The organism is Mycolicibacterium komossense, from assembly GCF_025822605.1.
In the GTDB taxonomy this organism is placed as follows: Bacteria; Actinomycetota; Actinomycetes; order Mycobacteriales; family Mycobacteriaceae; genus Mycobacterium; species Mycobacterium komossense.
Map to the genome: position 1 here is coordinate 42550 of NZ_JACKTY010000024.1, position 24673 is coordinate 67222.

Here is a 24673-nt window from a genome sequence, read left to right on the forward strand (position 1 = left end):
CTACCTTCCTTCGAACTGTGGAGTTTGTCTTGCGATGAAGCTCGCAACGGCGTCGGTGGCGTCGACGGTGTCGCCGGTGGCTTTGATGCCTTCGGATTCAGCCAGCAATTGCTGGGACAGATCGTTGTTCGCGCTGTCCCGCAACAGCGCCCGCATCCGGCCGAAGGCCCGGGTCGGCCCCTGAGCCAGCGATCGGGCCAGCGCCGCCGCCCGTTCGCGCAGTTCCGCCGGGGGCACGATTTCACTGATCATGCCCCACTCCAGCGCCTGCTCGGCGGTGATCGGGCGGTTCTGGAGATAGGCGCGCGCCGCTCGCGCGGGTCCGATCAGACGCGGCAGGTGCCAGGTTCCACCGCCGTCCCCGGAGAGCCCGATTGCGGCGAAGGCCGTGACAAACTTCGTTCCTTCGGCTGCCAGCACGATATCGGCCGCGTACGCATAGCCGATACCGCCGCCGGCCACCGACCCGTGTGCGGCCGTGACGATGGGAGCATCGAGCCGGCTGAGGATCCGGAAGGCCTCGTGGAACGGAGTCGTCATGCGCACCAACAGGTCTGCGTATTCCGCCGGCGGTGTCTCACGGAAGAAGGCGATATCACCACCGACCGTCAACGACGGACCATTGCCACAGATCAGGACGGCCCGCACCGTGGGGTCGGCAGCGATCCGGCGGGCGACGACGAGGGTCTCCTGCGCCATCTGCAGGTCGATCGCATTGCGGGCATCCGGCCGGTTCAGGCACATCGTCGCCACACCGTCGGCGACCGAATACTCGATGCGCTGCAACGGCGCGTCGGCACCGAGGGCCTCAATCCAGGCCGCGGTGTCGGTGAGCTGCCGCAACGAGGTGATGCGCCCCTCGGCATTGAACGCGAGCACGTGGGTGAATTCGGCGTCGAGGCGCCGGCCGGACCGGCGAGCGACGCCCCGGTAGTGCCCGGCCACCAGCAGCCTGCCGTCATCGAGCAGGCGGAAATCGGCCGGCTGCGCCTCGACCTTGAAGTGTTTGCCGATCTTCCACCAGAGGTTGCGCTGCATGGCCTCGCGGCCGCGGTGCTCCCCACCCATCCCCAGCGGCAGGCCCTCTGCGGCGTGACCGACGAACTCTTCGCTCAAAAGAGCGTCGATCGCATCCTTATCACCCGCCGCCAACGCAGCATAGAGCGCCTTCGCGCTGGATGTCGCATCGCTGTGCGTCTCAACCGACATCTCAAGCCAGGTATCTGATGATGGACTCGATGACCGCGGCCGGCTTGTCCGATCCCTCGACTTCGATGGTCGTGGTGAATGTCGCCTGCGCTCCCCCGTTGAGCTTGACGATGTCGGTGATCGTGGCTGTGGCGCGCAGGCGCGATCCCACCGGCACCGGGCTGATGAATCGAACCTTGTTGAAGCCGTAGTTGATTGCCATCTTGACGTTGTCGACCCGGTACAGGTCGTGCATGAAGTGCGGCAGCAACGACAGCGTGAGCAGACCGTGCGCAATGGTGCGACCGTAGGGGCCGTCGGCCGCCCGCTGCGGATCCACGTGAATCCACTGGTGATCATCGGTCGCCTGGGCGAACTGGTCGATTCTGGGCTGATCGACGACGAGCCAGTCGGTGGGGCCGAGTTCGGTACCCTCGGCGCCCGCGAACTCGGCGAGATCGGCGAAAACCGTCACGGTCCTGTGGTCGGATTGCGTGCTCAAATCGTGTGCTCCTTATATCCTCAGTCCGGCCAGTTCGCCGTCGTATACCTGGTCCAGGTACTCCGCCATCCCGTGCAGCGTCGTCCCGTCCTCGGCCTTCCATACCATCGCTGCTTCGGCGATCCGGGTGGCGTCGGTCGCCGAATCGCTGTCCCCTCGCCGGTGACGCAGCGGTACAACAGCTTTGGCTTCGCCGTGGAACGTCCATCGACGTTGCGGCGCCGTCAATGTGACGGTCACCGATCGGGGCGCGGAATCAACGTCCCGTTCGGTGGAGACCTCGACCTCCTCGCAGCGGTGCAGCGCACCGCCGTCCCAGACGAACCCGCCGAAGCGGTCTGCACCGTCGGGATCGCCGAAGTAAGCACCCATGAACCCGACTTCCCGGCTGGATCCGTGCACCCATCGGTAGAAGTGCGGCGCCTGCCACGACCTCGGCCCCCATGAGTGGTCGCGGAGACCGAAACCGTTGATATCGGTGGATGTTTCGCCCAGCGTCAGCACTCCGCTGACTGCCATCAGCTGTTCGTAGTGGTTCGGCGCGAAAGACTGCCCTGCGCCGTCGAAACTCTCGGCGTACGGTGGTGTGACGGCTCGAAGGTCGAGTGCCACAGCGCAACCGGTGACAGCCGTGCTCGACAGTGCCGCCTTGGGATCGACCAATGCCGCAGGCTCCGGCAGGAGGTTCACCGCGCCCCCGAAGGACACCCGGAGGTGTTCGAACGGCTCAAGAACCTCGACCAGCAGTCCTGCCCCCTCGAAGGCTCCACCAGCGGAGACGCTAGGCCGGCTGTAGCCGAACGCAACGGAGCCGTCGGGCAGATAAAGGCAGACCGTGCGTTCACCACGGCCTTCGTTGGGGCGTTTCGCCAACCGGAGAAATCCGCCCAATCCAGCGTTCGGATCGTGGAACTGGACATACATCGACTCGTTCCAGTTCGGTTCGGAGCCGACCTCGTGGGTACCGTCGTCGGCGGGGTTCATGTTCGTCATACGGTCTCCAACTCAGCGGCGGCGGCGTTGATCAGTGTCGCGATGGTGCTGTCGAGCTGATCGAGGTCGAGTTGCCCGTGCGTCCCCAGCAGGCCCGATCGGCGACGCGCAGCGACCCCCTGCAGCAGAGTCGCGGCTCGCCATTGGCTGAATCCGCGGTAGTAGGCAATCCGGTCGGCATTCAATCCTGTTTCCCGGCAATACACCTCAAGCAGCTCAGATCGTTCCGGGAAGCCGCCCGCCCGAGTCGGACTGGGCATCGAGATGACCTCGTCAGCGGGTTGGCGCCAGTCGTCGAGCAGCCAGGCCAGATCCGCGAGCGGATCACCGAGCGTGCACAGTTCCCAGTCCAGTACCGCGCTGATCCGGCAGTCCTGCACAAGGAGATTCGACAGCCGGAAATCACCGTGGATCAGGACCGTTGGCGCGTCCGCGGGCAGTGACGCCGCGAGCCGGGCTCGCACCGAATCCCATAACCGGTGGTGCGGAGTCTGCTGGCCCATGTGTTCCCAGGCCGCTGTCAGCCGACGGATCTGTCGCCCCACGTAGGGCGTCGAACTCGGCCGTGCGAGATCGGACAGGCCGACCGTCGCAGGATCGAGTGTGTGCAGACGCGCGAGCGTGTCGATGACTTCCAGACCCAACTCGCGCCGTTGCCCGGCGCTCAGCGCCCCAGCATCGGCCTCACTCTCCAGGGCAGACCCCGCCACCCGCTCCATGACGAAGAACGCGTTGCCGGCCGGGGTCTTCCCGGTTCCGATGACTCGCGGAACGGGGATGTCACTATGGGCCAGACTTGTCACGATATGGGCCTCGCGTGCCACATCGTGTGCCGATTCCGCGCGATCACCCGGCGGGGGTTCGCGCAACACCCATTCGTGACCGTCCTGCGCACTGACGACAGTGGTGATGTTGGACTGGCCGAAGCCCACGCGGGCAATGCTGACCTCGCCGACGACGGGCTCGCCGCGTTCCCGGAGCCAGGCCGCCACGGCGTCGGGAGCATCGCACATCAATCCCACCTGCCGTGAGATCCGCGCCGCCGTCGACATCCCCACCTCCATCCAACGTGAAACCGGCCTACTATTTAACCTAGATTAAACCATGATGCTGCAGCGTCATAGGATGTGGATGCGGTTGATTCCGAGTTGGTTTTTATTGGATGTTAAATTCTGTGTTGTTCGTGGCAGTCGAGTCGAATCCAGGAGTGACAGATGAAGGTCGGGATGCCCATCACCTACGCAGGGGACTTTCGCGAGACGATCGCCCACCTGCGCGACTTCGAGTCCGTCGGGCTGGATCGAGTCATGGTGCCCGAGGCATACGGCTTCGACGCCGTCTCCCAACTGGGATTCGCGGCCGCCACCACCGAACGTGTCGAGTTGGCATTCGGCATCCTGCCCATGTTCTCGCGCAGCCCCACCAACTTGGCGATGACCGCCGCGGGTCTGGACTACATCAGCAATGGGCGGTGCGTCCTGGGCTTGGGTGCATCCGGACCGCAGGTCGTCGAGGGGTTTCATGGCATCAAATACGATGCTCCCCTGGGCCGCGCCCGCGAGCACGTCGATATCTGCCGCACCATCTGGCGACGCGAAAAGTCCGAGTACCACGGACAGCACTACCACCTTCCGCTGACCGAGGAAGACGGCGGCAGCGGACTCGGCAAGCCGCTGCGCATGATGAATAGGCCTCTGCGTGACCGGATTCCCATGCTGCTGGCAGCGATCGGCCCCAAGAATGTCGCCTTGGCTGCCGAGATCTTCGACGAGTGGCAGCCCTTCCTGTTCCACCCCGAACTTGCCGAACTCGCCTTCGGCGAAGCACTGGCGTCGGGGCGCGCCAAACGCGATCCAGAACTTGGCGACCTCGGCATCGCCGTGCAGACCTTCCTGTTGATCACCGACGACGAGAATGCCCAGTCAGCGGCATTGCAGGGCGTGCGCAACCACGTCGCGCTCTATGTCGGTGGCATGGGCGCCAAGGGCAAGAACTTCTACAACACCCTGTTCAGTCGTTATGGCTTCGCCGCAGAAGCTGAGGCGATCCAGGCGCTGTACCTGCAGGGCAAGAAAGAGGAGGCCGCCGCCGCCGTGCCTCAGGACTTCGTTCGATCGATCGCGCTGATCGGCTCAGCGGAACACATCGAAGCGCGATTGTCGGCCTACCGCGCAGCAGGGGTGAGCTGTCTCATCGCCGAGCCGCTGGCAGAGACGCATGCAGAAAGGGTCGATCACGTTGGTCAACTCAAGAGTCTCACCGGCTAGCGCACCACCAGCTCGACGAGCCTGAACTTCTGGACCTTGCCCGTCGGTGTTTCTCTGCACTTGTCAACTAGCCAGCTGACCAGTGAAGGAGGGGCTGGGCGCCGGCAGCGCCGACGCGAGCTATTCGAATGCCACGCGTTGGGGGGTGGCCCGTGGGGCGGCCGGGACGCCCACGAAGCGTTCCAGCAGCCACCCGAAGGCGAGGGCGATGGTGCCCCATACCAGCGTTTGGTTGAGGATTGAGTACCAGCGGAACTTCCAGAGCACGTCGGGGTCGAAGCCCGGGTAGACGATTTGCCCGGGGGCCACGGTGTGGCCGTCGATGGTCAGGGGTGTGGAGAGGATGTTGGTGATCGGTTGTGGGGTCTCGGTGGCGGCGCGGGCGAAGCCGAACTGGTTGGCCGCATCCACGTTGGCCTGCAAGTCGCCCAGCGAGGGCAACAACCCGATCAACGCGCTGAACACGATCAGAAACCCGGCGGCACTGATCGCCGCGGCGCCCCCGGCCCTGAAGCGCCGCACCATCATCCGGAACAGATAGACGGTCAAGCCGAGGAGGATCAGTGATGCGGCCACCATCGTCAGATACAGGTGGCCGCGGGTTTCGATCGTGAAGGTGTGCCCGATGGCAGGCGGGTTTGCCGGGTACTTCACGAACGGCAGCAGGAACACCCCGAGGAACCCGAATCCAGCGATCAGCCACACCAGGGTGCGGGGGCGGAGGTGCACCCGGCCGTGCAGCGCGACGTAGGCCACGGCCACCAGCGCGCCCATCGCGGCGGAGAACGCGATGATGCCGGTGGCGATGCCAAAGGTGGACTGAACGGTGCGGGAAATGATTTCCGGGCCGTCCATGCCAGGCATGCCGCCCGCTGCTTGGTTGAGCTTGTCGAGGATGTCGTCGCGGCCGGATTCGTAGTCGATGGCCTGATTGATCACGGGCTCGGCGAAGATCCGGGCGAAGACGAACCCGAGAATGCCGGCGATCGCACCGGCCAGGGCGCCCCGAAGGACGATGCGCAGTTCCATGTGTGGCTCTCGCTGCTCAGTGGCAGGGGAATCCGAGGAGATGCCGGGAGTCGTGGACCCATTCGTGGACCACCATGGTCTTGCCGAATACCGAGGTCATGCCCTCGTCGACCCCGACGAAGTAGTACGCCAACAGCGCCAGGAAGACGGTGATCGAGAGCATGACGACTACTCGACCCCGCGAGATGGCCTCGGGTGAGACGTGAACTCTCGGGCCTGACGCGGGGATTGAAGCGGTGGACATGGTGGCCTCCTCTAGGGATGTTGCGTCCCTGTTCGTGGGTGGATGGCGTGACGGCGAGGTATCTGACTGACCGCGACGAATATGTCGTGGCTCACAGTGGCGCAACCGTCCCGGAATTTCACCGGCTTCCCTGCACCGTCACACGTAAGCGCAAGTTAGCGTAAACCTTCGACCGCGACCAGGCGCTTTACCTGGCAACAGACTGTGCGTCCGGGGCTGTGAGATGTGCGCGACACGTGAAACAACCGCGCCGTGAGGGCGAGGCGGGGGCCGGCCGACGCTAGCGGTCACCGGTCGTCGACTGATCGTGTCGTGCACCAGGTGGATACGGCAGGTTGCTGCTACTTTGGGGATCGACGTGGACGGGCCGCCCCACGTAGGGGAACGCACGCTGCGGGCAGGCCGCTCGGTCGCAGATCCGGCATCCCGCGCCGATCGGTGTGGCGGCGTCCTGGTCGGTGAGATCGATTCCCACGGAGTACACGAGTTTGGTCGCGTGGGCGAGGTCGCACCCCAGCCCTATCGCGAAGCTCTTCTGTGGCCCGAGGTAGCGGCTCACTGGCGCGTCGGTGGTCCTGGCGATCCAAAAGTAGGAGCGGCCGTCGGGCATCTGCGCTACCTGGGTGAGGAATTGCCCGGGCCTGGCGAATGCGTGGTGTACCACCCAGAGTGGGCAGTTCCCTCCGACGCGTGAGAAGTGAAAGGCTGTCGCGGACTGACGTTTCGAGATGTTTCCGGCGCTGTCTGTGCGGACGAAGATGAACGGCACCCCGCGGGCGTCGTGGCGTTGCAGCGTGGAGAGTCGGTGGCAGATGGTTTCGAAGCCCACCTCGAATCGCCGTGCCAGCTGGTCGACGTCGTAGCGGAGGCCTTCAGCCGCGGACAGGAACAACCGGTACGGCAGGAGCAGCGCCCCAGCGAAATAGTTGGCCAGCCCGATCCGCGCCACGTCGCGAGCCTCGGAACTCAGCTGATCGTCGGCGGCGGCGACCGCATCGATGAGGTCGGAGTGCAACAGCATCGCGAGCTGGGTGGCGAGCTGAAATGCTCGCTGTCCCGGCAGGAGCCACCGCGCGACGAACACGGTGCAGGTGGCGGGCTGGTAGCGACGTTTCTCATTGGGCCCCAGCACATCACCGTCGTCGACGCGCACGATGATCCCGAACTCCTCGACCAGGACGGCGGCTAGCTGCTCGTCCATGCCGCCGACCCGTAGGCCGTGTTTGGCGACGAGATCTTCGGCGGCACGGTCGAGTTCGTCGACGTAGTTGCGCCGGTCGTAAAAGAAGTCGCGCACCTCCTCAAAGGGCATCGGTTGCTGGCCGCTGGACTGGACGTCGAGGTTGGCGCGGCCGTGCACAGTCTCGAGTTCGGCGGTCGCGTCGTGCAGCCGACGGTGCAGGTTGACCATCGTCTGCCCGACCTCGGGCATGCGCGCGACCAGTTCCTCGATCTGAGCGGCGGTAGCACTGCCGTCGGCGAGGATGTCGCGTAGGTCCGACACCAGTCTGGCGTCGGTGTCGGCGGCGAAGTAGTGGGTGGGCAGGTCGAAGCGGTCCGACAGCGCCAGCAACACGGGGACGGTGATGGGCCGCTGGTCGTTTTCGAGTTGGTTGACGTAGCTCGTCGACAGGCCGAGGACACGCGCCAGCGCGACCTGCGTGAGGCCCCTTTCGTCCCTCAGCCGTCTCAGGCGGGCTCCCGCGAACGTCTTCGCCACCAGGAAAACTGTATCCGACTCGGCTTACACAATATTCGCAAAACAGGTCGATAATGGACACAAGATTACGCATTTACAGGGTCTTTCGTGCTCACTAGGGGCTGCGTACTGTGCGGATCATGCCTGAACACGACGTCAAGACCCGCCGCAGCGCGGAGGACTTCCCGCGCTCGGAACACCTCGCGTGGAAGATCGCGGAAATCGCCGCCGACCCCGTGCCGGTACCGGCGCAGACCGAGGCGATGGTCGTCAACCGCATCATCGACAACGCTGCGGTGTCGGCGGCGTCGGTGATCCGCAGACCGGTGACGGTGGGACGGGCCCAGGCGTTCGCCCACCGGACCCGCCATGGAGCGAGCGTCTTCGGCGTCGACGGCACGGTCTCTGCGGAGTGGGCGGCGTGGGCCAATGGCGTCGCGGTCCGCGAGCTGGATTTTCACGACACCTTCCTGGCCGCCGAGTACTCCCATCCCGGCGACAACATCCCGGCCCTGGTGGCCGTGGCGCAGCAGTTGGGTGTGCGCGGCGCTGACCTGATCCGCGGCATAGCCACCGCCTACGAGGTCCAGATCGACCTGGTCAAGGGAATCTGTTTGCACCAGCACAAGATCGACCATGTCGCGCACCTCGGTCCGTCGGTCGCCGCGGGCCTGGGCACCATGCTGCGCCTGGACCCGGAGACCATCTACGCCGCCGTCGGGCAAGCCCTGCACCTGACGACCGCCACCAGGCAGTCCCGCAAGGGCCTCATCTCCAGCTGGAAGGCGTTTGCGCCGGCCTGGGCGGGCAAGGTCGCCATCGAGGCCGTCGACCGCGCCATGCGGGGAGAGGGATCACCCGCCCCGATCTGGGAAGGTGAGGACGGCGTCGTCGCGTGGCTACTCGCCGGCCCGGAGCACACCTATCGGGTGCCACTGCCCGGCCCGGGGGAGCCCAAGCGGGCCATCCTGGACAGCTACACCAAGGAACATTCCGCGGAGTATCAGAGTCAGGCGCCCATCGACCTGGCCCGCCGAATGCGCAGCCGGATAAGTGATCTCGACCAGATCGAGTCGGTCGTGCTGCATACCAGCAACCACACTCATGTGGTGATCGGAACCGGGTCCAACGATCCGCAGAAGTTCGACCCCGACGCCTCACGGGAGACCCTCGACCACTCGGTCATGTACATCTTCGCCGTCGCCCTGCAGGACGGCACCTGGCATCACGAAAGGTCCTACGCACCCGAGCGTGCCCACCAAGCCGACACCATCGACCTGTGGCGCAAGATCTCCACCGTCGAGGACGCCGAGTGGACCCGCCGTTACCACTCGACCGACCCGAGCGAGAAGGCCTTCGGCGCCAGAGCTGTCATCACGCTGAAGAACGGCGACACCATCGTCGACGAGCTCGCCGTCGCCGATGCGCACCCGCTCGGCGCCCGCCCGTTCGACCGTGAACAGTACGTGGCCAAGTTCACCGAACTCGCCGATGGCGTCGTGGAAGCCGAAGAGCAGCAACGGTTCTTGGACGCAGTCGACAATGTCTCAGGGCTCAAGGCGGGGGCACTCGGTGCGCTGAACGTCCGGGTCGACCCCCGGGTGCTCGACAAGGCTCCCACGATTCCGTCAGGAATCTTTCGATGAGCGGCCTGCTCGCGTCGGTCACACCCGCCGCCGACAAGCGTGCTCACTTTCGGGCAGCGCTGGATTCAGGACACCTCCAGCGCTTTCCGGGTGCCTTCTCGCCCCTGGTGGCCACACTCATCGCAGACATCGGTTTCGACGGTGTCTACGTGTCGGGTGCCGTGCTGTCGGCAGATCTCGGTCTACCCGACATCGGTCTGACGACACTGACCGAAGTGGCCTCCCGCGGTGCGCAGATCGCGTCGGTCACCGACCTCCCCACCCTCATCGACGCCGACACCGGGTTCGGCGAGCCGATGAGCGCGGCACGGACCGTCACGGTGTTGGAGGACGCCGGGCTGGCGGGTTGTCACTTCGAGGACCAGGTGAACCCGAAGCGGTGCGGCCACCTCGACGGCAAGGCCGTCGTCCCGACCTCGGAGATGGTCCGACGACTGCGCGCCGCGGTATCGGCCCGGCGGGACCCCAACTTCGTCATCTGCGCCCGCACCGACGCCGCGGCCATCGAGGGGGTGCCCGCGGCCATCGAACGTGCCAAGGCTTACACCGACGCTGGAGCCGACCTCATCTTCACCGAAGCCCTCACCGCAGCAAGCGAATTCGAACGGTTCCGAGCGGCGATCGATACCCCACTGCTGGCCAACATGACCGAGTTCGGCAAGTCCGACTTGCTGAACGCCGCCGTGCTGGCCGACATCGGCTACAACGTCGTCATCTATCCAGTGACCGCATTGCGGTTGGCCATGCACGCGGTCGAGATCGGCCTGCGCGAAGTCCATTCGGCCGGAACGCAATCAGGTCTTCTCGACCGCATGCAACACCGCGCCCGACTCTACGAATTGCTGCGCTACACCGAGTACAACCAGTTCGACTCCGACATCTATAACTTCGCGTTGCAAGGAGTGACACCGTGACGCTCACGGCCGAACCGACGGACAAGCCCCACATCTACAAGGGATTGGCCGGCGTCGTCGTCGACACCACCGCCATCTCCAAGGTGGTCCCAGAGACGAACTCCTTGACCTATCGCGGCTATCCCGTGCAGGACCTCGCCGCGAACTGCAGTTTCGAGCAGGTGGCCTACCTGCTGTGGCACGGCGAACTCCCCACCGAGGGCCAGCTGCAGCTGTTCAGCCAGCGCGAACGGGCGAGCCGCGGCCTGAACCGATCGATGCACTCGCTGCTGGCCAAGCTGCCCGATACCTGCCATCCGATGGACGTCGTGCGCACCGCGATCAGTTACCTCGGCGCCGAGGACCCAGACGAGGACAACAGCTCCGAAGCGGCGAACTACGCCAAATCCCTTCGTATGTGGGCGATTCTGCCTACCATCGTGGCCGCCGACATGCGCCGTCGCCGCGGGCTGGAGCCGATCGCACCCCACCACGGGCTGGGCTATGCGGAGAACTTCCTCCACATGTGCTTCGATACGGTGCCCGAACCGGTGATCGTCGAAGCCTTCGAGCAGTCGATGACGCTGTACGCCGAGCACAGCTTCAACGCCTCCACGTTCGCGGCCAGGGTCGTCACCTCCACCCAGTCCGACATCTACAGCGCCGTGACCGCGGCGATCGGCGCACTGAAGGGATCGCTACATGGCGGGGCCAACGAAGCGGTCATGCACGACATGATCGAGATCGGAACCGGCGACAAAGCCTCGGAATGGTTGCACGGCAAGCTCTCCCGCAAGGAGAAGGTCATGGGCTTCGGACACCGCGTCTATCGCAACGGAGACTCGCGAGTGCCCACCATGAAAGCGGCCCTAGAACGTGTGGTCGCTGCCCGCGGCGGCCAGCAGTATCTCGACATCTACCGCACGTTGGAGAGCGGAATGCTGGCTACCACCGGCATCAAACCGAACCTCGACTTCCCGACCGGCCCCGTCTACCACCTCATGGGATTCGACATCCCCAGCTTCACGCCGATCTTCGTGATGAGCCGCATCACCGGGTGGACCGCCCACATCATCGAGCAGGCCGCCTCCAACGCCCTGATCCGGCCCCTGAGTGACTACTCCGGCCCACCCCAGCGCGCACTTGCCTGAACCCATGATCTCCAAACTGCTGGTCGCCAACCGTGGCGAAATCGCCATCCGCGCGTTCCGCGCCGCCTACGAAATGGGCATCTCAACGGTCGCGGTGTACCCCTACGAGGATCGAAACTCGATACACCGGCTCAAGGCCGACGAGTCCTACCAGATCGGTGAGATCGGTCATCCGGTCCGTGCCTACCTGTCGGTCGCCGAGATCGTCGAGACCGCGACAAGAGCTGGCGTGAGCGCGATCTACCCGGGGTACGGGTTCCTCTCGGAGAACCCCGAGCTGTCCCGCGCGTGCGCCGCCGCCGGGATAATCTTCGTCGGCCCGGGCGCGGACCTGCTCGAACTGACCGGTGACAAATCCCGCGCCATCGCCGCGGCACGCGAGGCCGGGCTGCCGGTGCTGGCGTCATCGGCCCCCTCAACCTCGGTCGAGGAACTGTTGGCGGCCGCCGAGTCCATGCAGTTCCCGCTCTTCGTAAAGGCCGTCGCCGGTGGCGGTGGGCGTGGAATGCGCCGAGTCACAGCATATTCTGGTCTGCGCGAGGCGATCGAGGCGGCCAGCCGCGAGGCATCCTCGGCGTTCGGCGACGCGACGGTGTTCCTCGAACAGGCGGTGATCAACCCTCGCCACATCGAGGTACAGATCCTCGCCGACATCCACGGCAACGTGATTCACCTCTACGAGCGCGACTGCAGCCTGCAGCGGCGCCACCAGAAGGTCGTCGAGCTGGCACCCGCCCCGAACCTCCCCGAGGCACTGCGGGACAGGATCTGCGCCGACGCGGTCGCCTTCGCCCGACGCATCGGCTACACCGGCGCTGGGACGGTGGAGTTCCTTCTCGACGAGCAAGGACGGTACGTCTTCATCGAGATGAACCCGCGGATCCAAGTCGAGCACACCGTCACTGAGGAGATCACCGACGTCGACCTGGTGGCCAGCCAGCTGCGGATCTCCGCCGGAGAGACCCTGCAGGATCTCGGCCTCCAGCAAGAGTCCATTCAGGTGCGCGGCGCGGCACTGCAATGCCGGATCACCACCGAAGACCCAGCCAACGGCTTTCGGCCCGACACCGGCCGCATCACCGCCTACCGGACACCCGGCGGCGCGGGCATCCGGCTCGACGGCGGCACCCATCTGGGTGCCGAGATCAGTGCGCACTTCGACTCCATGCTGGTGAAGATGACCTGTCGTGGCAGGGACTTCCCGACCGCGGTACGCCGGTCCCGCCGCGGTGTTGCCGAATTCCGGATTCGCGGGGTGTCGACGAACATCGGCTTCCTGCAGGCTGTTCTGGACGATCCCGACTTTCAGGCAGGAAGAATCACCACGTCGTTCATCGACGAGCGACCACACCTCCTGACCGCCCGACCACCATCCGCGGACCGTGGCACCAAGATCCTCACCTACCTCGCCGACGTCACCGTCAACCAACCGCACGGCCCGCGACCCTCCACGGTCTACCCCCACGACAAGCTGCCCGACGTCGATCTCACCATCACGCCGCCACCCGGATCGCGACAACGACTTCGGGCACTTGGTCCCGAGAATTTCGCCCGTGCGTTGCGTGATCAGGACGCCGTGGCCGTTACCGACACCACCTTCCGCGACGCCCACCAGTCGCTGCTGGCCACCCGGGTACGCACCAGCGGGCTGGTGACCGTGGCGCCCTACATCGCCCGGCTCACCCCGGAACTGCTGTCCATCGAATGTTGGGGCGGCGCCACCTACGACGTCGCGCTGCGGTTCCTGAAGGAAGACCCGTGGGAGCGCCTCGCCGCGTTGCGGGAAGCGGTCCCCAACATCTGCTTGCAGATGCTGCTGCGTGGCCGCAACACCGTGGGGTACACCCCGTACCCGAATGTCGTGACTACGGCGTTCGTGCAGGAGGCGACCGACACGGGAATCGACGTCTTCCGGATCTTCGATGCCCTCAACAATGTCGAGTCGATGCGCCCCGCCATCGACGCGGTCTGTGAAACCGGTTGCACCGTAGCCGAAGTCGCAATGTCCTACACCGGCGACCTGTCCGACCCGGCTGAGAACCTCTACACCCTGGACTACTACCTCAAGCTCGCCGAACAGATCGTCGACGCCGGTGCGCACGTGCTCGCGATCAAGGACATGGCCGGGCTGTTGCGGGCACCCGCCGCCCACACCCTGGTCACCGCATTGCGCAGCCGGTTCGACCTGCCGGTGCACGTGCACACCCACGACACCCCCGGCGGGCAACTGGCCACCTACGTGGCGGCGTGGCAGGCCGGTGCCGACGCCGTCGACGGGGCCGCAGCGCCACTGGCCGGCACCACCAGCCAGCCCGCCCTGTCCTCGATCGTCGCCGCAGCCGCACACACCGACCACGACACCGGACTGTCACTGCGCGCCGTCTGCGAGCTCGAACCGTACTGGGAGGCATTGCGAAACGTGTACGCGCCCTTCGAATCCGGACTGCAGGCACCGACCGGACGCGTCTATGAGCACGAGATTCCCGGCGGTCAACTCTCCAACCTCCGCCAACAGGCCCTCGCGCTGGGCCTCGGCGACAGATTCGAACAGATCGAGGCCAACTACGCCGCCGCCGACCGAATACTTGGCAGGCTGGTCAAGGTGACACCGTCATCCAAGGTCGTCGGGGATCTCGCCTTGGCGCTCGTCGGCGCCGGAGTCGACGCCGACGAATTCGCCAACGACCCAGCGCGCTTCGACATCCCCGACTCGGTAATCGGCTTCCTGGGTGGTGAACTGGGCGATCCCCCCGGCGGGTGGCCGGAACCACTGCGCACTAGGGCGCTTGCCGGCCGGTCAGCGGCCACACCGCCTGCAGCACTCAGCACCGACGACGAAGCCGCCCTCGCCGCCGTTGGCCCGAGACGTCGGATGAGACTGAACCAGTTGCTCTTTCCTGGACCGACACGCGAATTCGTGTCGCACCGCGAGGAATACGGGGACACCTCGCAGCTGTCAGCCAATCAGTTCTTCTATGGATTGCGCCGCGACGACGAACACCGGGTACAGCTGGAGAAGGGTGTCGAGCTGCTCATCGGCCTGGAGGCGATCTCCGAGCCCGACGAGCGCGGTATGCGGACGGTGATGTGCATCATCAATGGACAGCTGCGGCCCGTGGCGGTGCGTGACCGCAGCATCGCCAGCGACGTCCCCTCCGCGGAGAAGTCCGATCGAGCCAACCCCGACCACGTCGCCGCCCCTTTCTCCGGGGTCGTCACGCTCGGTGTCAGCGTCGGAGAGTCGGTGCATGCAGGGCAGACCGTGGCGACCATCGAGGCGATGAAGATGGAAGCCGCCATCACCGCGCCCAAAGCGGGCAGAGTCGAACGGATCGCGGTGACCCCGACCGCGCACGTCGAAGGCAGCGACCTACTCATGGTGATCTCGTGAGCCGCAATCACCGCCGACTGACGCGCTAGTACTGCCGGGTGTTGTCGTCTACTTCGATGCTGGTCGAAAGATGAACGACGCGAGCGCTTTCGGCGGCGGCGCGAGACCAGGCCCGCCGTCGAGGAGCCACGTGGCGATGCCAGCTTCTGCGGCCGCGTCGAGGACGTAACCGAGCCACACAGGACGGCCGCCGACGCGATGCCCGCGTTTCGAGGGCGAGACCACCACGACGTTGGACCGTTCGCACGGTCCGAGGCAGTCGCTGACGCGTAGGTTGCCAATGCCCTCGACCCGGTTGCGCAGGTTGGCCAGTCGGGCGTCGTGGTCGATCGTCGGGTGCTTCTTCACCGTGCCGCAACAGCATCCGCGGCACACGGTGACGGTCGGCTTGGACTGATCCAGTGCCACTGTCGTCGATCCTGTCGGTTGTGGTTACAGGCGGCTGTCACGTGTTGGCGGATCGTGGTGTCGGCGGTGACCAGTAGTCGAGCATCTCGGCGAAGGTGTCGAATGCCGCGACGTTGATGCCGTAGGTCGCTTCGAGGTGAATGCTCAACGGGAAACCCAGGTCCGCCACACCGTCGATCACCCGCTTGTACAAGTCGACCGTCAGTTGGCGGCGCTTGAGGGGTTCGGTGCGGGCCAAGGTCTTGACGAAGTCCTGCTCAGCGGCAACGGCTGCATTGCCCGGGTCCTGGATCAGCCAATTGATCAGGCCGACAGAATGTTCGAGCGTCGGCACGAAACCGAAGGACAGCAGGACCTCCGGACGATGATCTGTCGTGTTCGCGAAGTCGGTCAGGAAGCCCACGATGGCGTCGGAGTACAACAGCTGTGTCATGCCGTAGGTGGCGCCGCGATCGCACTTGAACTCGAACCGCCCATTTTCACCCTCGCGGGTGGGAATGAGGATGACACCGCGGTGATCCAGCAGGTCCTCGTAGATCGCCAGTGCATCGGTTGGGGCGACGCCCGCACCGTCGCCGTCGTTCATCGTGCGGGGCACCCCGACGAAGGCGATGCCATCGATCCCGGCGGTGCGCAAATCGACCACGCGCTGCCGCAACGCTGGTTCGTCCAGGAAGGCCGTTACCTGCGTGCACAACCCGCGCACGCCGGGCAGTTCCGGCGTGATCAGGGACCAGAAGTCCAGGACGTCGAGCTTGGGTTTCATCTCGACCGGTCGACCGTCGTCCTCCTCGATCATGCCGGGGATCATCACATGCCCGATCACCCCGTCGAGGCCCGATTCCAGGGAAGCCTTCACCACCTTGCGGGCTTCCTCGAGTGCCCGTTCGTGGCCGTGCTCGGCGTTGGATGGGACGAGTTCGAGCGCGATGGTGCCAAGTGTCATGGATCTACTCCTGATTCGGGGAACGGCGACGTGATTGGGCAGCGTTGCGGGGACGGACCACTGAGGTCCGTCCCCGCAACGCACCCACCGTCAGCCGTCGACTCGCACTTCCTTGGCCGCGTCGACCATGTTCCGCAGCGACGCCACGACCTCATCCTGACCGCGGGTCTTCAGCCCGCAATCCGGATTCACCCACAACCGCTCTGCAGGAACGGCTTTCAACGCCGCCCGCAGAGACGCGGCGACCTCGGCAGTCCCGGGTACGCGCGGTGAATGAATGTCGTACACGCCCGGCCCGACGGAGTTGGAGAACCCGATCGCGTTCAGATCGTCCAGAATCTCCATGCGTGACCGGGCCGCCTCGATGGAGGTGACGTCGGCGTCGAGGTCGGCGATCGCGCCGATCACTTCGCCGAACTCCGAATAGCACAGGTGAGTATGGATCTGTGTCGAATCGTTCACCCCCGCCGTTGCCAGGCGGAACGCACCGACCGCCCACGCCAGGTAGTCGCCTTTATCCTTCGACCGCAACGGAAGTAGTTCCCGCAGTGCGGGTTCGTCGACCTGGATGATCGCGATGCCCGCCGCCTGCAAGTCGACGGTCTCATCGCGGATGGCCAGCGCGATCTGATTCGCCGTGTCGGCCAGTGGCTGATCATCGCGGACGAACGACCACGCCAGAATCGTCACCGGTCCGGTCAACATGCCCTTGACAGGTCTACGCGTGAGTGACTGCGCGTAGGTGGCCCATTCGACGGTCATCGGCTGGGGCCGATTCACGTCGCCGTAGAGGATCGGTGGACGCACGCAGCGGGTGCCGTAGGACTGCACCCAGCCGTGGCGGGTGGCGAAGAACCCGTCGAGCTGCTCGGCGAAGTATTGCACCATGTCGTTGCGTTCGGGCTCGCCGTGCACCAGCACGTCGAGCCCGAGGTCCTCCTGCAGTGCGATGACCGCGGCGACTTCGGCGCGCATGTCGTGGGTGTACTCGACCTGGTCGATCTCTCCGGCCCGCAATGCTTCTCGGGCCTTGCGGATCGCCGTGGTCTGCGGATAGGAACCGATCGTGGTGGTCGGCAGCGCAGGCAGGTGCAGCCGCTCATTCTGCGCCGAACGCCGGTCGGCGGCGGGCCCGCGCGTGGCACCTGACGATGCGATGGAGGAGATTCGTTCGCGAACGTGAGCATTGTTGAGCCGCGGATCGTAACGACGTGACGCCACGGCGGCCTGGGAGGCGGCGATCTCCTCGGTGATGGCCTCGCGTCCGTCCCGCAGCCCCCGTGCCAGCGCAACCACCTCAGTCACCTTCTCGGATCCGAAGGCGAGCCAGCTACGCAGGGCGGGGTCGACGTCGGGCTCCGCATCCAGGGTGTAGGGCACGTGCAGCGTCGAGCACGACGTCGACACCGCTAGTTCGCCAACCGAACCCCGGAGCGACTCCAACATGCCCAAAGCGGTGTGGAGATCGGTCCGCCAGATGTTGCGGCCGTCGACGATCCCAGCGACGACGGTCTTGTCCGCTAGCTCGGGGACCGCACCCACGGCCTGGTAACCGCCGGCGACCAGGTCGACACCGATGGCCTCCACGGGTGTGCGGGCCAATGCCGCTAGTACGCCGTTGAGTGCGCCGAAGTAGGTGGCCACGAAGATCGCGGGCCGCTTCGTCAGCCCACCTAGGAGTCGGTAGGTTTGGGCGGTGAGTTCGGCGGCGTTGGACAGGATGTCGGTGACTAGCACCGGTTCGTCGATCTGCACCCAGTCCGCGCCGGCGTCAGCCAGGTCGGCGAGCAGGTCGGCGTAGAGCGCGATCACCTCGTCGAGACGTCCGATCGGTGCGCCGGCACCATCGACGGCCTTGCTCAACGCCAAGAAGGTCAGCGGTCCGACGATGACTGGCCGAGCGGTGATGCCGAGGTCTCGAGCTTCCTTCACTTCACCGAGCACCTTGGCGGGGTTCAGCGCGAACCGGGTGTCCGGGCCGATCTCGGGGACGATGTAGTGGTAGTTGGTGTCGAACCACTTGGTCATTTCCAGTGGCTGGATAGCGTCGTTTCCGCGGGCCGCGGCGAAGTACCGGTCGAGGTCGTCGGCAATGTCGGCGGCCCGCCGAGGGAGGGCGCCCAATAGGACGGCGGTGTCGAGCATTTGGTCGTAGTAGGAGAACGTGTTCGTTGGCATGGAGTCCAGGCCGGCGGCCGTCAGTGCTGTCCAGGTGTCGCGGCGCAAGCCGGCGGCAATCGAATCGAGCTCTGCACGACGAATCGTGCCTGCCCAGTAGCGCTCGGTGGCCCGTTTGAGTTCGCGATGGGGACCGATGCGGGGTGAGCCGAGAATGGTTGCGGTGAATGGTTGAGGTGTCATGAGACGTCCTTCAATGTGCGACGGGTGGACATCGCCAGCAGACGTAGAGCCGAACAGCCATCGCAGCGCCAGAGCACGCGCGAACCGCAAGGACAATGCGCCCATTCCACGAGGCGATGTGCCGCCGAGCGCGGCGCGCCCGACACAGTTGGCAGGTCTTCGGACTCACAGGCGCACATCAATTTTCGATGCTCCTACTGGCCGTCGCTTCCCAGCCGCGGAAGTATCTCTGCGAGCCAGTGCTGATGACGGCGGTCGTTCCTGCATACCGCTGCGGGACAGTCCCGGATTCCCACCGGGTTCCCTCTCACGACGCATCTGTGGAAGCCTGCGCCGCTCGATGCCGCGCCGGGCTCAGAGCCCCACGCAGCAAACCAGCTGCATCGAGGATTGTAACGCAACGGGCTTACCGGCCACCCGCACAATATTTTGGACATCGTGTGCCGTTGCCGTCGCCGTTGCCGTGCCGAGGGTCGGTGCGGCTGCTATCGGCACACTTGCTCATCGCTCCCGGACGATCCGGTGTGTGGGTAGGCGCACGCACAAGCGGCGTGTGACAGGAAACGGTGCGAGACTACCGAGAAACAGCCCTCCCTCATCCCGGCACGTGCGGCGTGCTTCGAGCCCGCTTTACCCCGGATGATCACGAGGTGCGGGGGTCGGTATTCCCAAATCGTGGGAACGACGGATGCGACCGTTGACGTCGCCCCGTTTGCCGCGCAGAAAGCCCAGGGTGAGTTCTATGCCCTCGATCTCACCCTGCCAGCCCTCGTTGTCGGCCCGCTGGCGCCGCGCGATCAAGTCGGCTTCGATCTCGTCGAGACGATGCAGCATATTCGGGTCCACATTTAGCAATGGGCAACGGACACAGGCGTGCTCATGAATGCATGGTGTCGCGTAAGGTCGACCGCAGCTCCCCAGTTCGACCTTACGTTTATCGAAATGCGCTTGAAATTCCTCCCACTCGTCAACCGTCACGTTCGGATACTCCTCGGCGGGCCGGGCCTTTCGTCTGCGCTGCAGATGCGCTTGATAGTGGCGGATGACGTCTTCGTTGAACACCGCGACGTAACCGCGGGTGGTCTCCAAGTTCAGGTGCCCGAGGAGCGCGGCGCCGATGTGAATCGGCAAGCCGTTGTTGACCAACTCGGTGGCGAACAGGCGGCGGAAGTCGTGCGGGCGGAAGTGGACTCCCTCGAACCGGGGGTCATTCTCGGCGATGGCCTGGCAGAGGTGGCGCAGCTTCTCGGCGATGCCTCCGGTGGTCATGACCTCGACGTGCTGGCCGATGTGACGCTGAAAAAGGAACGGCTGCGGGTCGCTCCACACCCTGTCGTAGGTGTCGAACCGCGTCACCATGGGCACCGTCTTACCGCCGACGGTAAGCCGGCGGATGATGCTGGCGATGACGTGGAACAGCTCCGCGGACATTGGGATGACCCGCTCGCGGTCTGTCTTGGACGGCGCGACGACGAGCAAGGCGATCACCTCGCCGTTGGGTCGGCGGTACTGTCGCACGCTGAGTTGGGACAGTTCGGTCAGTTCTTCGATCCGTAACCCGCTGTGGCGCAGTGTTTCTACGATAGCCCAGGCCCAGAATGCGGAGTCCTCTGAGCGGTTGACGTCGATGCGTCGACCGGCTTCGTCGAAGACCCGGACCTTGGCTGGCAGACCGTGGCGCACGCGCCGGTTGTCCTCGCGGGAGAAGGTTCGGACGAAGGTGGCGCCGCCGATCGTAAAAGCTTCGCCATCCGCGGCGGCGGTCGCCCGGTGCAACAGCGTTGCCCAGCGTTCGTAGTCGGCCGTGACGTGGTCAACCAGCACCGGGAGCAGCGGCTGCAGGGTGCGTACCGTGGCATGGACGCGTTCGCGCACGCGGCGCTTGGCCCTGCCGATCTGATTCATGGTGCTGCGCGGCACCGGACACGTTGTCACCCAGTGACCCCACATCGCGGGTTCGTCGACCGCCCAGGACTGCAGATCGAAGTAGAACGCCCGCACCGGGGAAAGCACCGCCGACATGTCCAGACGCTGCTCACCGTCTTCACGGACGACGACGCTGCGATGCCACTGCTGGTACACCTCCTGCGACACGTTCAAGTCCCCCTGAGCGGGGTTGATCTCGATGATGCCGTTCCAGAACAGCTTGACGATCGCGTAGGCCGCGGCGAGTAGGCCGGAGTAGTCGACGTCGGGATAGCGGCGGTGCAGATACGCCACGAAGAGCTCCCGCATTCGCGGGTCGGCGACCTCGTAACGGTCGACCATCTCCTCGATCGTCAACTGTGGGGCACGCAGCGCGTTGCGCAGAGTGGGTGGTGCTGACGGCGGGAAGTGTCCCATCGCGAACAGAACTTGCCATGCCGAGTGGCCGACGTACTTGCCGACGTGCAACCCGGTGCGTGGTGTCGTCTCGCGCGTCTCGAACGCGTAGTGCAGGAACGACTCTGGGGTCACATAGGCGAAGGACACCCCGTGGATGGTCATCGCTGCGCATACGTCGAACAACGCCCACCGCTTGAAGTGGTCCGACAGCGCCGCCGCGCTCACCGCGGCCGCGAAGCCGTTCAAACCGTCGTCGTTCTCGGCGGGCACCACGTACTGCGGATAGATGGTGAGCTGGTTGATCCGCAACGCCGCCAGCGTGGGCCGCACGATGCGCAGCGCGAACAGGGTTTGCACGCCCTGGGTGTATTCGGTGCCCACCGCGCCCCCGCCACCCAGCACCCGGGCGGCGACCTGCTCGCTACCCAACGGGCTGGCATCCCACCGTTGCTGCCACGTGTCACCAGGGTGTTCGGCGAGCAAAGCCGCCAGCTTGTATAGACCGCGGTCGCGGCTGCGGCGTCGGCTCGCCGGGTCCGGCCACACCTGCTTGGCGACAGTGCGGATCTGCTCGACGTCGGCGCGGCGGAGATCACCGCGCGGAAAATGCGCAGGTTCGCGGATGTCGAACGTCGGTACCACCGCCGGGCGCGTGTAGCGCACCGACCCAGGCTGGTCGCGCCGCAAGCGCAGGGCACGCTCGGCGCGCCGTTCATTCACCGAACACCGTCGCGATGTCCTCGGCCGTATATCCGGTGGTGTAGGTCGGTTCGGTTCGTGGTCGACGAAAATGCTCCTGCATCTTGTCCTGCAGCTCGTCTATACGGGGCTGTAAATATGCCTCGGTCGTGGCGAGGTGTCGATGCCGCATGACGGTCTGCACCTCGACCAAGGTGAGAGCGGGGTCGGCGGCCATCCGGGTCGCCGCTGTATGCCGAAGATCGTGCAGCGACCAGTTCGTGCCGAGCTTGTCGTTGGCGCGTTGCATCACCCGGCGCATGGCCCAGTAGGTCAACGGCCGCGGGGTGCCGCGCATCGTGCGCCAGACCCGCTCCGTCGGCGCAGGGGTACCGAAGGCGTCGAAATACAATGCGAGATAGACGAAGGCGTCCGGGGAGCCGGGCACCACCGAGACTTCGCGGCTGCCCTTCGACACCACCCAGATGCGTTGGCGACCCCAGTCGACGCGTTCAGCGATCAGTTCCAGCAATTCGGTGGCCCGGGCACCGGAGGACACGAAGAACGCCAGCAGCGCGCGGTCACGGTCGTTGCCCATCGAGGCAAACAATTCATCCCACAGCGCGTCGGGAATGGAGCGGGGCGCCCTTTTGGGCATCTTCTGGCGCAAGGGTGCCCGCCGGAACGCCGGCACGGGTTCCATCGGGCTGCGATGCGCCATTGCGTGCCGGCGTCGTGACGCCGGAACCGGGTTGCGCGCCGGCCCACGCCCAAAGAGCAGATGGAAGTCGTAGAACTCGGACAAGACGGTCAGCTGGTGATTGATCGTCGAGGGCGCATACCCGGCGGCCAATGCCTGCTTCCCGGTGTGCAGATTTACGGAGCCCGGCTGAAGTCCATCCGTTGCGGTCCGGCGCCGTTGCGGATTGACCGCTGATCGCATCCACCCCACCAACAGCTCCACTTCGGCCCGGGTCGCCTCATCCCACGCTACGTCGAGCAACGACAACAGCCGCCACCAGCGCAGCAAGTCATACGCATACGACTTCGGTGTCAGGGGACTTCCATCGGCGAGTGTCAACTCACTCAAGTAGGCACCAATGGGTTCGACTGGGCGTCCATCGGCCTCCACGACAAAGCGCGGGACACCTTCGCTCAAACACACCTTGCCGACGGCGGGCAGCTGAACGCGGCCTTGTCTGATCGACTCTCGCAGTTCCATCCCGGCTCCCTTCGCTGCCCAGCAGTAGACCCACAGGCTCTTAGTGCAGTCAACAGTTCCTTCGGAAGATCGTCGGCGTCGACGAACACCACGCGCTTGGGCACCTTGAACTTGGCGAGATTGTCCCGGCACAGTGTCAGGACATCCGACTCGGTCAGCGTCGCTCCCGGTGCGCGAACGACGACAGCGCAACCGATCTCACCCCATCGATCGTCGACCAATCCGATCGCAAACACCTGACTGATCTCGTCGTGACGAGCCAGGAGGTCCTCGATCTCCTTGGGCATCACCAGCTCGCCGCCGCTCTTGTAGAGCTCCTTGCTGCGACCCGTGACGCGCAGATAGCCATCGGACCGCACCACACCTAGGTCACCGGAGTGCAGCCATTCACCGCGCAGCGCGACTGCGGTCTGCTCCGGTCGGTTCCAGAAGCCCCGCATGACTGTCGGCCCATGCGAGACCAACTCGCCTTCTTCTCCCGCCGGCATATCATCACCCGTCACCGGGTCGACCGCCTTGTAGACGACCAGCTCGTCGGACCCCGGAACAGACGCCGCTCCGGCCATTTTCGGCCGACCCACCGTCTCGGTGGTCAAGTGCAGGGGACCCTCTGGAAGGGTGAGCGTCATCGCCCCGCCACACTCCGTCATTCCGTACCCGGTGACTATTTCGTGGACGCCGAAATCCTCGGCAATACGGGGCCAAAGCCATACCGGCGCGGGCGCGGAGCCGCAGAGCAGGGCGGTCAGCGATGACAGGTCGTAGGAGGACTTCAACGGGCTCTCGCTCATGGCCACAGCCATCGTCGGCACACACAACATGTCGGTCGCCCGGTGGCGTTCGACGCTTGCGAAGTATCGCTCGGGACTGAATGAGGTCAGCGGGATGATGGCTCCGCCCACGTAGAGAACCGAGAGCAGTCCCTCGACGTACCCGAACATGTGATAACACGGCAGCGAGAAGAGGATTCGCCGTCCGTCGTCATAGGCGCGGGTCAACGCCGACGCGTAAGCGGTCCGCAGCACCGCATCATGTGTGGTGATAACTCCCTTGGGGGTGCCGGTGGTTCCACTGGTGTAGAGCATGTCGGCCGGATCGTCGGGTGATGTCAAGCCGACTTCGATGTCGTCGCAGTCCTCGTCCTCCAGGTCCGCCACGTCGGCGACCGTCCTGACACCGCGGCGGGCGCGCCCGTCGGTGTCCAACACCACCACGTGTCGCAGCTGGGGCACCGCGTCACGGTCCGCGCCAGGGCGGTCCGCGAAACCGGCCCGGTCCCAGCCGGGTGCGAGCCCGTCGAGCATGCCCTGGTAGTCCAGGCCGTCGAAGCCCGTCATCGTCACCAGCACGCGGCAGCCGGAATCGGCCAGCACATAGGCGAGTTCGTCCTGCTTGTAGAGATAGTTGAATGGCACGGCGATGGCGCCAGCCCGCGAGATCGCGAACTTGAGGGTGGCGAACTCGGGATGATTGGCCATGACCAGGCCGACCCGATCCCCCGGCACTATGCCCAGCTGACGCAATCCCACAGCCAGACCACGTGATTGGCGGGCCACATCGCGGTAGGTCAGAACCTCGTCATCGGAGATGACCAGCGGCCGGTTTCCGTAACGCTCGGCGCTCGCATCGAGCCGACCGTGCAGTGTGGTGGGCTTCCATTCCACAAAGGCGTCGCGGAGCGCCTGTCGTCTGGCATGGATGTCGTGGACTGTGCTGACGGATCGAGCCAT

The 24673-nt window shown here is 65.3% G+C and carries 18 protein-coding genes and 2 riboswitches; of the genes, 5 read left to right on the top strand and 13 right to left on the bottom strand.

The features are described from left to right. Genes H7J73_RS10635 through H7J73_RS10650 form a run of 4 tightly spaced genes read right to left on the bottom strand, consistent with a single transcriptional unit; the run spans nucleotide 1 to nucleotide 3735 of the window. On the bottom strand, nucleotides 1-1209 hold the full coding sequence (locus H7J73_RS10635; RefSeq protein WP_264067315.1) for an enoyl-CoA hydratase-related protein: 1209 nt from the start codon (nucleotides 1207-1209) through the stop codon (nucleotides 1-3). 1 nt (nucleotide 1210) lies between these two features. Beyond that, the gene (locus tag H7J73_RS10640) at nucleotides 1211-1663 is read right to left on the bottom strand and encodes a MaoC family dehydratase (protein ID WP_264067378.1); all 453 of its coding nucleotides are present in this window, start codon (nucleotides 1661-1663) and stop codon (nucleotides 1211-1213) included. Between the two features lie 39 nt (nucleotides 1664-1702). Next, nucleotides 1703-2683 (bottom strand): DUF7064 domain-containing protein, encoded by a 981-nt coding sequence (locus tag H7J73_RS10645; RefSeq protein ID WP_264067316.1) that lies wholly within the window; start codon nucleotides 2681-2683, stop codon nucleotides 1703-1705. Beyond that, entirely contained in the window at nucleotides 2680-3735 is a 1056-nt protein-coding gene (locus H7J73_RS10650) for a phosphotransferase family protein (protein ID WP_264067317.1), read from the bottom strand. Before H7J73_RS10650 ends, H7J73_RS10645 begins: the two co-directional genes overlap by 4 nt. A gap of 162 nt (nucleotides 3736-3897) precedes the next feature. Between H7J73_RS10650 and H7J73_RS10655 the strand changes: the two genes are divergently transcribed. After that, nucleotides 3898-4950: an LLM class F420-dependent oxidoreductase gene (locus H7J73_RS10655; RefSeq protein WP_264067318.1), complete on the top strand. Its 1053-nt coding sequence runs from the start codon at nucleotides 3898-3900 to the stop codon at nucleotides 4948-4950. A gap of 120 nt (nucleotides 4951-5070) precedes the next feature. Here the strand turns inward: H7J73_RS10655 and H7J73_RS10660 are convergent, their stop codons facing one another. The 3 genes from H7J73_RS10660 to H7J73_RS10670 form a co-directional block, all read right to left on the bottom strand. Next, entirely contained in the window at nucleotides 5071-5979 is a 909-nt protein-coding gene (locus H7J73_RS10660) for a CbtA family protein (RefSeq protein WP_264067319.1), read from the bottom strand. Nucleotides 5980-5995: 16 nt separating this feature from the next. Further along, entirely contained in the window at nucleotides 5996-6223 is a 228-nt protein-coding gene (locus H7J73_RS10665) for a CbtB domain-containing protein (RefSeq protein ID WP_264067320.1), read from the bottom strand. A gap of 35 nt (nucleotides 6224-6258) precedes the next feature. Further along, nucleotides 6259-6378: riboswitch (cobalamin riboswitch) on the bottom strand. 125 nt (nucleotides 6379-6503) lie between these two features. Beyond that, complete coding sequence (locus H7J73_RS10670; protein WP_264067321.1) at nucleotides 6504-7943, bottom strand: short-chain fatty acyl-CoA regulator family protein; 1440 nt, start codon at nucleotides 7941-7943, stop codon at nucleotides 6504-6506. Nucleotides 7944-8062: 119 nt separating this feature from the next. Between H7J73_RS10670 and prpD the strand changes: the two genes are divergently transcribed. The 4 genes from prpD to H7J73_RS10690 are packed head-to-tail and all read left to right on the top strand — an operon-like array spanning nucleotide 8063 to nucleotide 15003. Then, nucleotides 8063-9568 carry a 2-methylcitrate dehydratase PrpD gene (prpD, locus tag H7J73_RS10675; protein WP_264067322.1) on the top strand — a complete coding sequence of 502 codons (1506 nt, stop codon included), beginning with the start codon at nucleotides 8063-8065 and terminating at the stop codon, nucleotides 9566-9568. Beyond that, entirely contained in the window at nucleotides 9565-10482 is a 918-nt protein-coding gene (gene prpB, locus H7J73_RS10680) for a methylisocitrate lyase (RefSeq protein WP_264067323.1), read from the top strand. The genes prpD and prpB overlap by 4 nt, the downstream gene beginning before the upstream one ends. Next, the gene (locus tag H7J73_RS10685) at nucleotides 10479-11612 is read left to right on the top strand and encodes a bifunctional 2-methylcitrate synthase/citrate synthase (RefSeq protein WP_264067324.1); all 1134 of its coding nucleotides are present in this window, start codon (nucleotides 10479-10481) and stop codon (nucleotides 11610-11612) included. Before prpB ends, H7J73_RS10685 begins: the two co-directional genes overlap by 4 nt. 4 nt (nucleotides 11613-11616) lie before the next feature. Beyond that, the gene (locus H7J73_RS10690) at nucleotides 11617-15003 is read left to right on the top strand and encodes a pyruvate carboxylase (RefSeq protein WP_264067325.1); all 3387 of its coding nucleotides are present in this window, start codon (nucleotides 11617-11619) and stop codon (nucleotides 15001-15003) included. A gap of 48 nt (nucleotides 15004-15051) precedes the next feature. Here the strand turns inward: H7J73_RS10690 and H7J73_RS10695 are convergent, their stop codons facing one another. The 6 genes from H7J73_RS10695 to H7J73_RS10720 form a co-directional block, all read right to left on the bottom strand. Further along, on the bottom strand, nucleotides 15052-15411 hold the full coding sequence (locus tag H7J73_RS10695) for a (2Fe-2S) ferredoxin domain-containing protein (RefSeq protein ID WP_264067326.1): 360 nt from the start codon (nucleotides 15409-15411) through the stop codon (nucleotides 15052-15054). Between the two features lie 37 nt (nucleotides 15412-15448). Continuing rightward, the gene (locus tag H7J73_RS10700) at nucleotides 15449-16357 is read right to left on the bottom strand and encodes a mycobacterial-type methylenetetrahydrofolate reductase (protein WP_264067327.1); all 909 of its coding nucleotides are present in this window, start codon (nucleotides 16355-16357) and stop codon (nucleotides 15449-15451) included. A gap of 90 nt (nucleotides 16358-16447) precedes the next feature. Beyond that, nucleotides 16448-18718 (bottom strand): 5-methyltetrahydropteroyltriglutamate--homocysteine S-methyltransferase, encoded by a 2271-nt coding sequence (gene metE, locus H7J73_RS10705; RefSeq protein ID WP_264067328.1) that lies wholly within the window; start codon nucleotides 18716-18718, stop codon nucleotides 16448-16450. A gap of 133 nt (nucleotides 18719-18851) precedes the next feature. Next, a riboswitch (cobalamin riboswitch) is annotated at nucleotides 18852-19074 on the bottom strand. Nucleotides 19075-19348: 274 nt separating this feature from the next. Further along, nucleotides 19349-21763 (bottom strand): site-specific integrase, encoded by a 2415-nt coding sequence (locus H7J73_RS33685; protein WP_264067329.1) that lies wholly within the window; start codon nucleotides 21761-21763, stop codon nucleotides 19349-19351. After that, nucleotides 21756-22442, bottom strand: coding sequence for a tyrosine-type recombinase/integrase (locus tag H7J73_RS10715; protein ID WP_435405463.1), 687 nt, complete (start codon nucleotides 22440-22442; stop codon nucleotides 21756-21758). The genes H7J73_RS33685 and H7J73_RS10715 overlap by 8 nt, the downstream gene beginning before the upstream one ends. 434 nt (nucleotides 22443-22876) lie before the next feature. Next, nucleotides 22877-24673 carry a class I adenylate-forming enzyme family protein gene (locus H7J73_RS10720; RefSeq protein WP_264067331.1) on the bottom strand — a complete coding sequence of 599 codons (1797 nt, stop codon included), beginning with the start codon at nucleotides 24671-24673 and terminating at the stop codon, nucleotides 22877-22879.

Coding starts and splice junctions, on each gene's coding strand:
- H7J73_RS10660 (WP_264067319.1), bottom strand. CDS start 5,979: ATGGAACTGCGCATCGTCCTTCGGGGCGCCCTGGCCGGTGCGATCGCC.
- prpD (WP_264067322.1), top strand. CDS start 8,063: ATGCCTGAACACGACGTCAAGACCCGCCGCAGCGCGGAGGACTTCCCG.
- H7J73_RS10715 (WP_435405463.1), bottom strand. CDS start 22,442: ATGGCGCATCGCAGCCCGATGGAACCCGTGCCGGCGTTCCGGCGGGCA.
- prpB (WP_264067323.1), top strand. CDS start 9,565: ATGAGCGGCCTGCTCGCGTCGGTCACACCCGCCGCCGACAAGCGTGCT.
- H7J73_RS10690 (WP_264067325.1), top strand. CDS start 11,617: ATGATCTCCAAACTGCTGGTCGCCAACCGTGGCGAAATCGCCATCCGC.
- H7J73_RS10645 (WP_264067316.1), bottom strand. CDS start 2,683: ATGACGAACATGAACCCCGCCGACGACGGTACCCACGAGGTCGGCTCC.
- H7J73_RS10720 (WP_264067331.1), bottom strand. CDS start 24,673: ATGGCTCGATCCGTCAGCACAGTCCACGACATCCATGCCAGACGACAG.
- H7J73_RS10635 (WP_264067315.1), bottom strand. CDS start 1,209: ATGTCGGTTGAGACGCACAGCGATGCGACATCCAGCGCGAAGGCGCTC.
- H7J73_RS10665 (WP_264067320.1), bottom strand. CDS start 6,223: ATGTCCACCGCTTCAATCCCCGCGTCAGGCCCGAGAGTTCACGTCTCA.
- H7J73_RS10700 (WP_264067327.1), bottom strand. CDS start 16,357: ATGACACTTGGCACCATCGCGCTCGAACTCGTCCCATCCAACGCCGAG.
- H7J73_RS10655 (WP_264067318.1), top strand. CDS start 3,898: ATGAAGGTCGGGATGCCCATCACCTACGCAGGGGACTTTCGCGAGACG.
- metE (WP_264067328.1), bottom strand. CDS start 18,718: ATGACACCTCAACCATTCACCGCAACCATTCTCGGCTCACCCCGCATC.
- H7J73_RS10650 (WP_264067317.1), bottom strand. CDS start 3,735: ATGTCGACGGCGGCGCGGATCTCACGGCAGGTGGGATTGATGTGCGAT.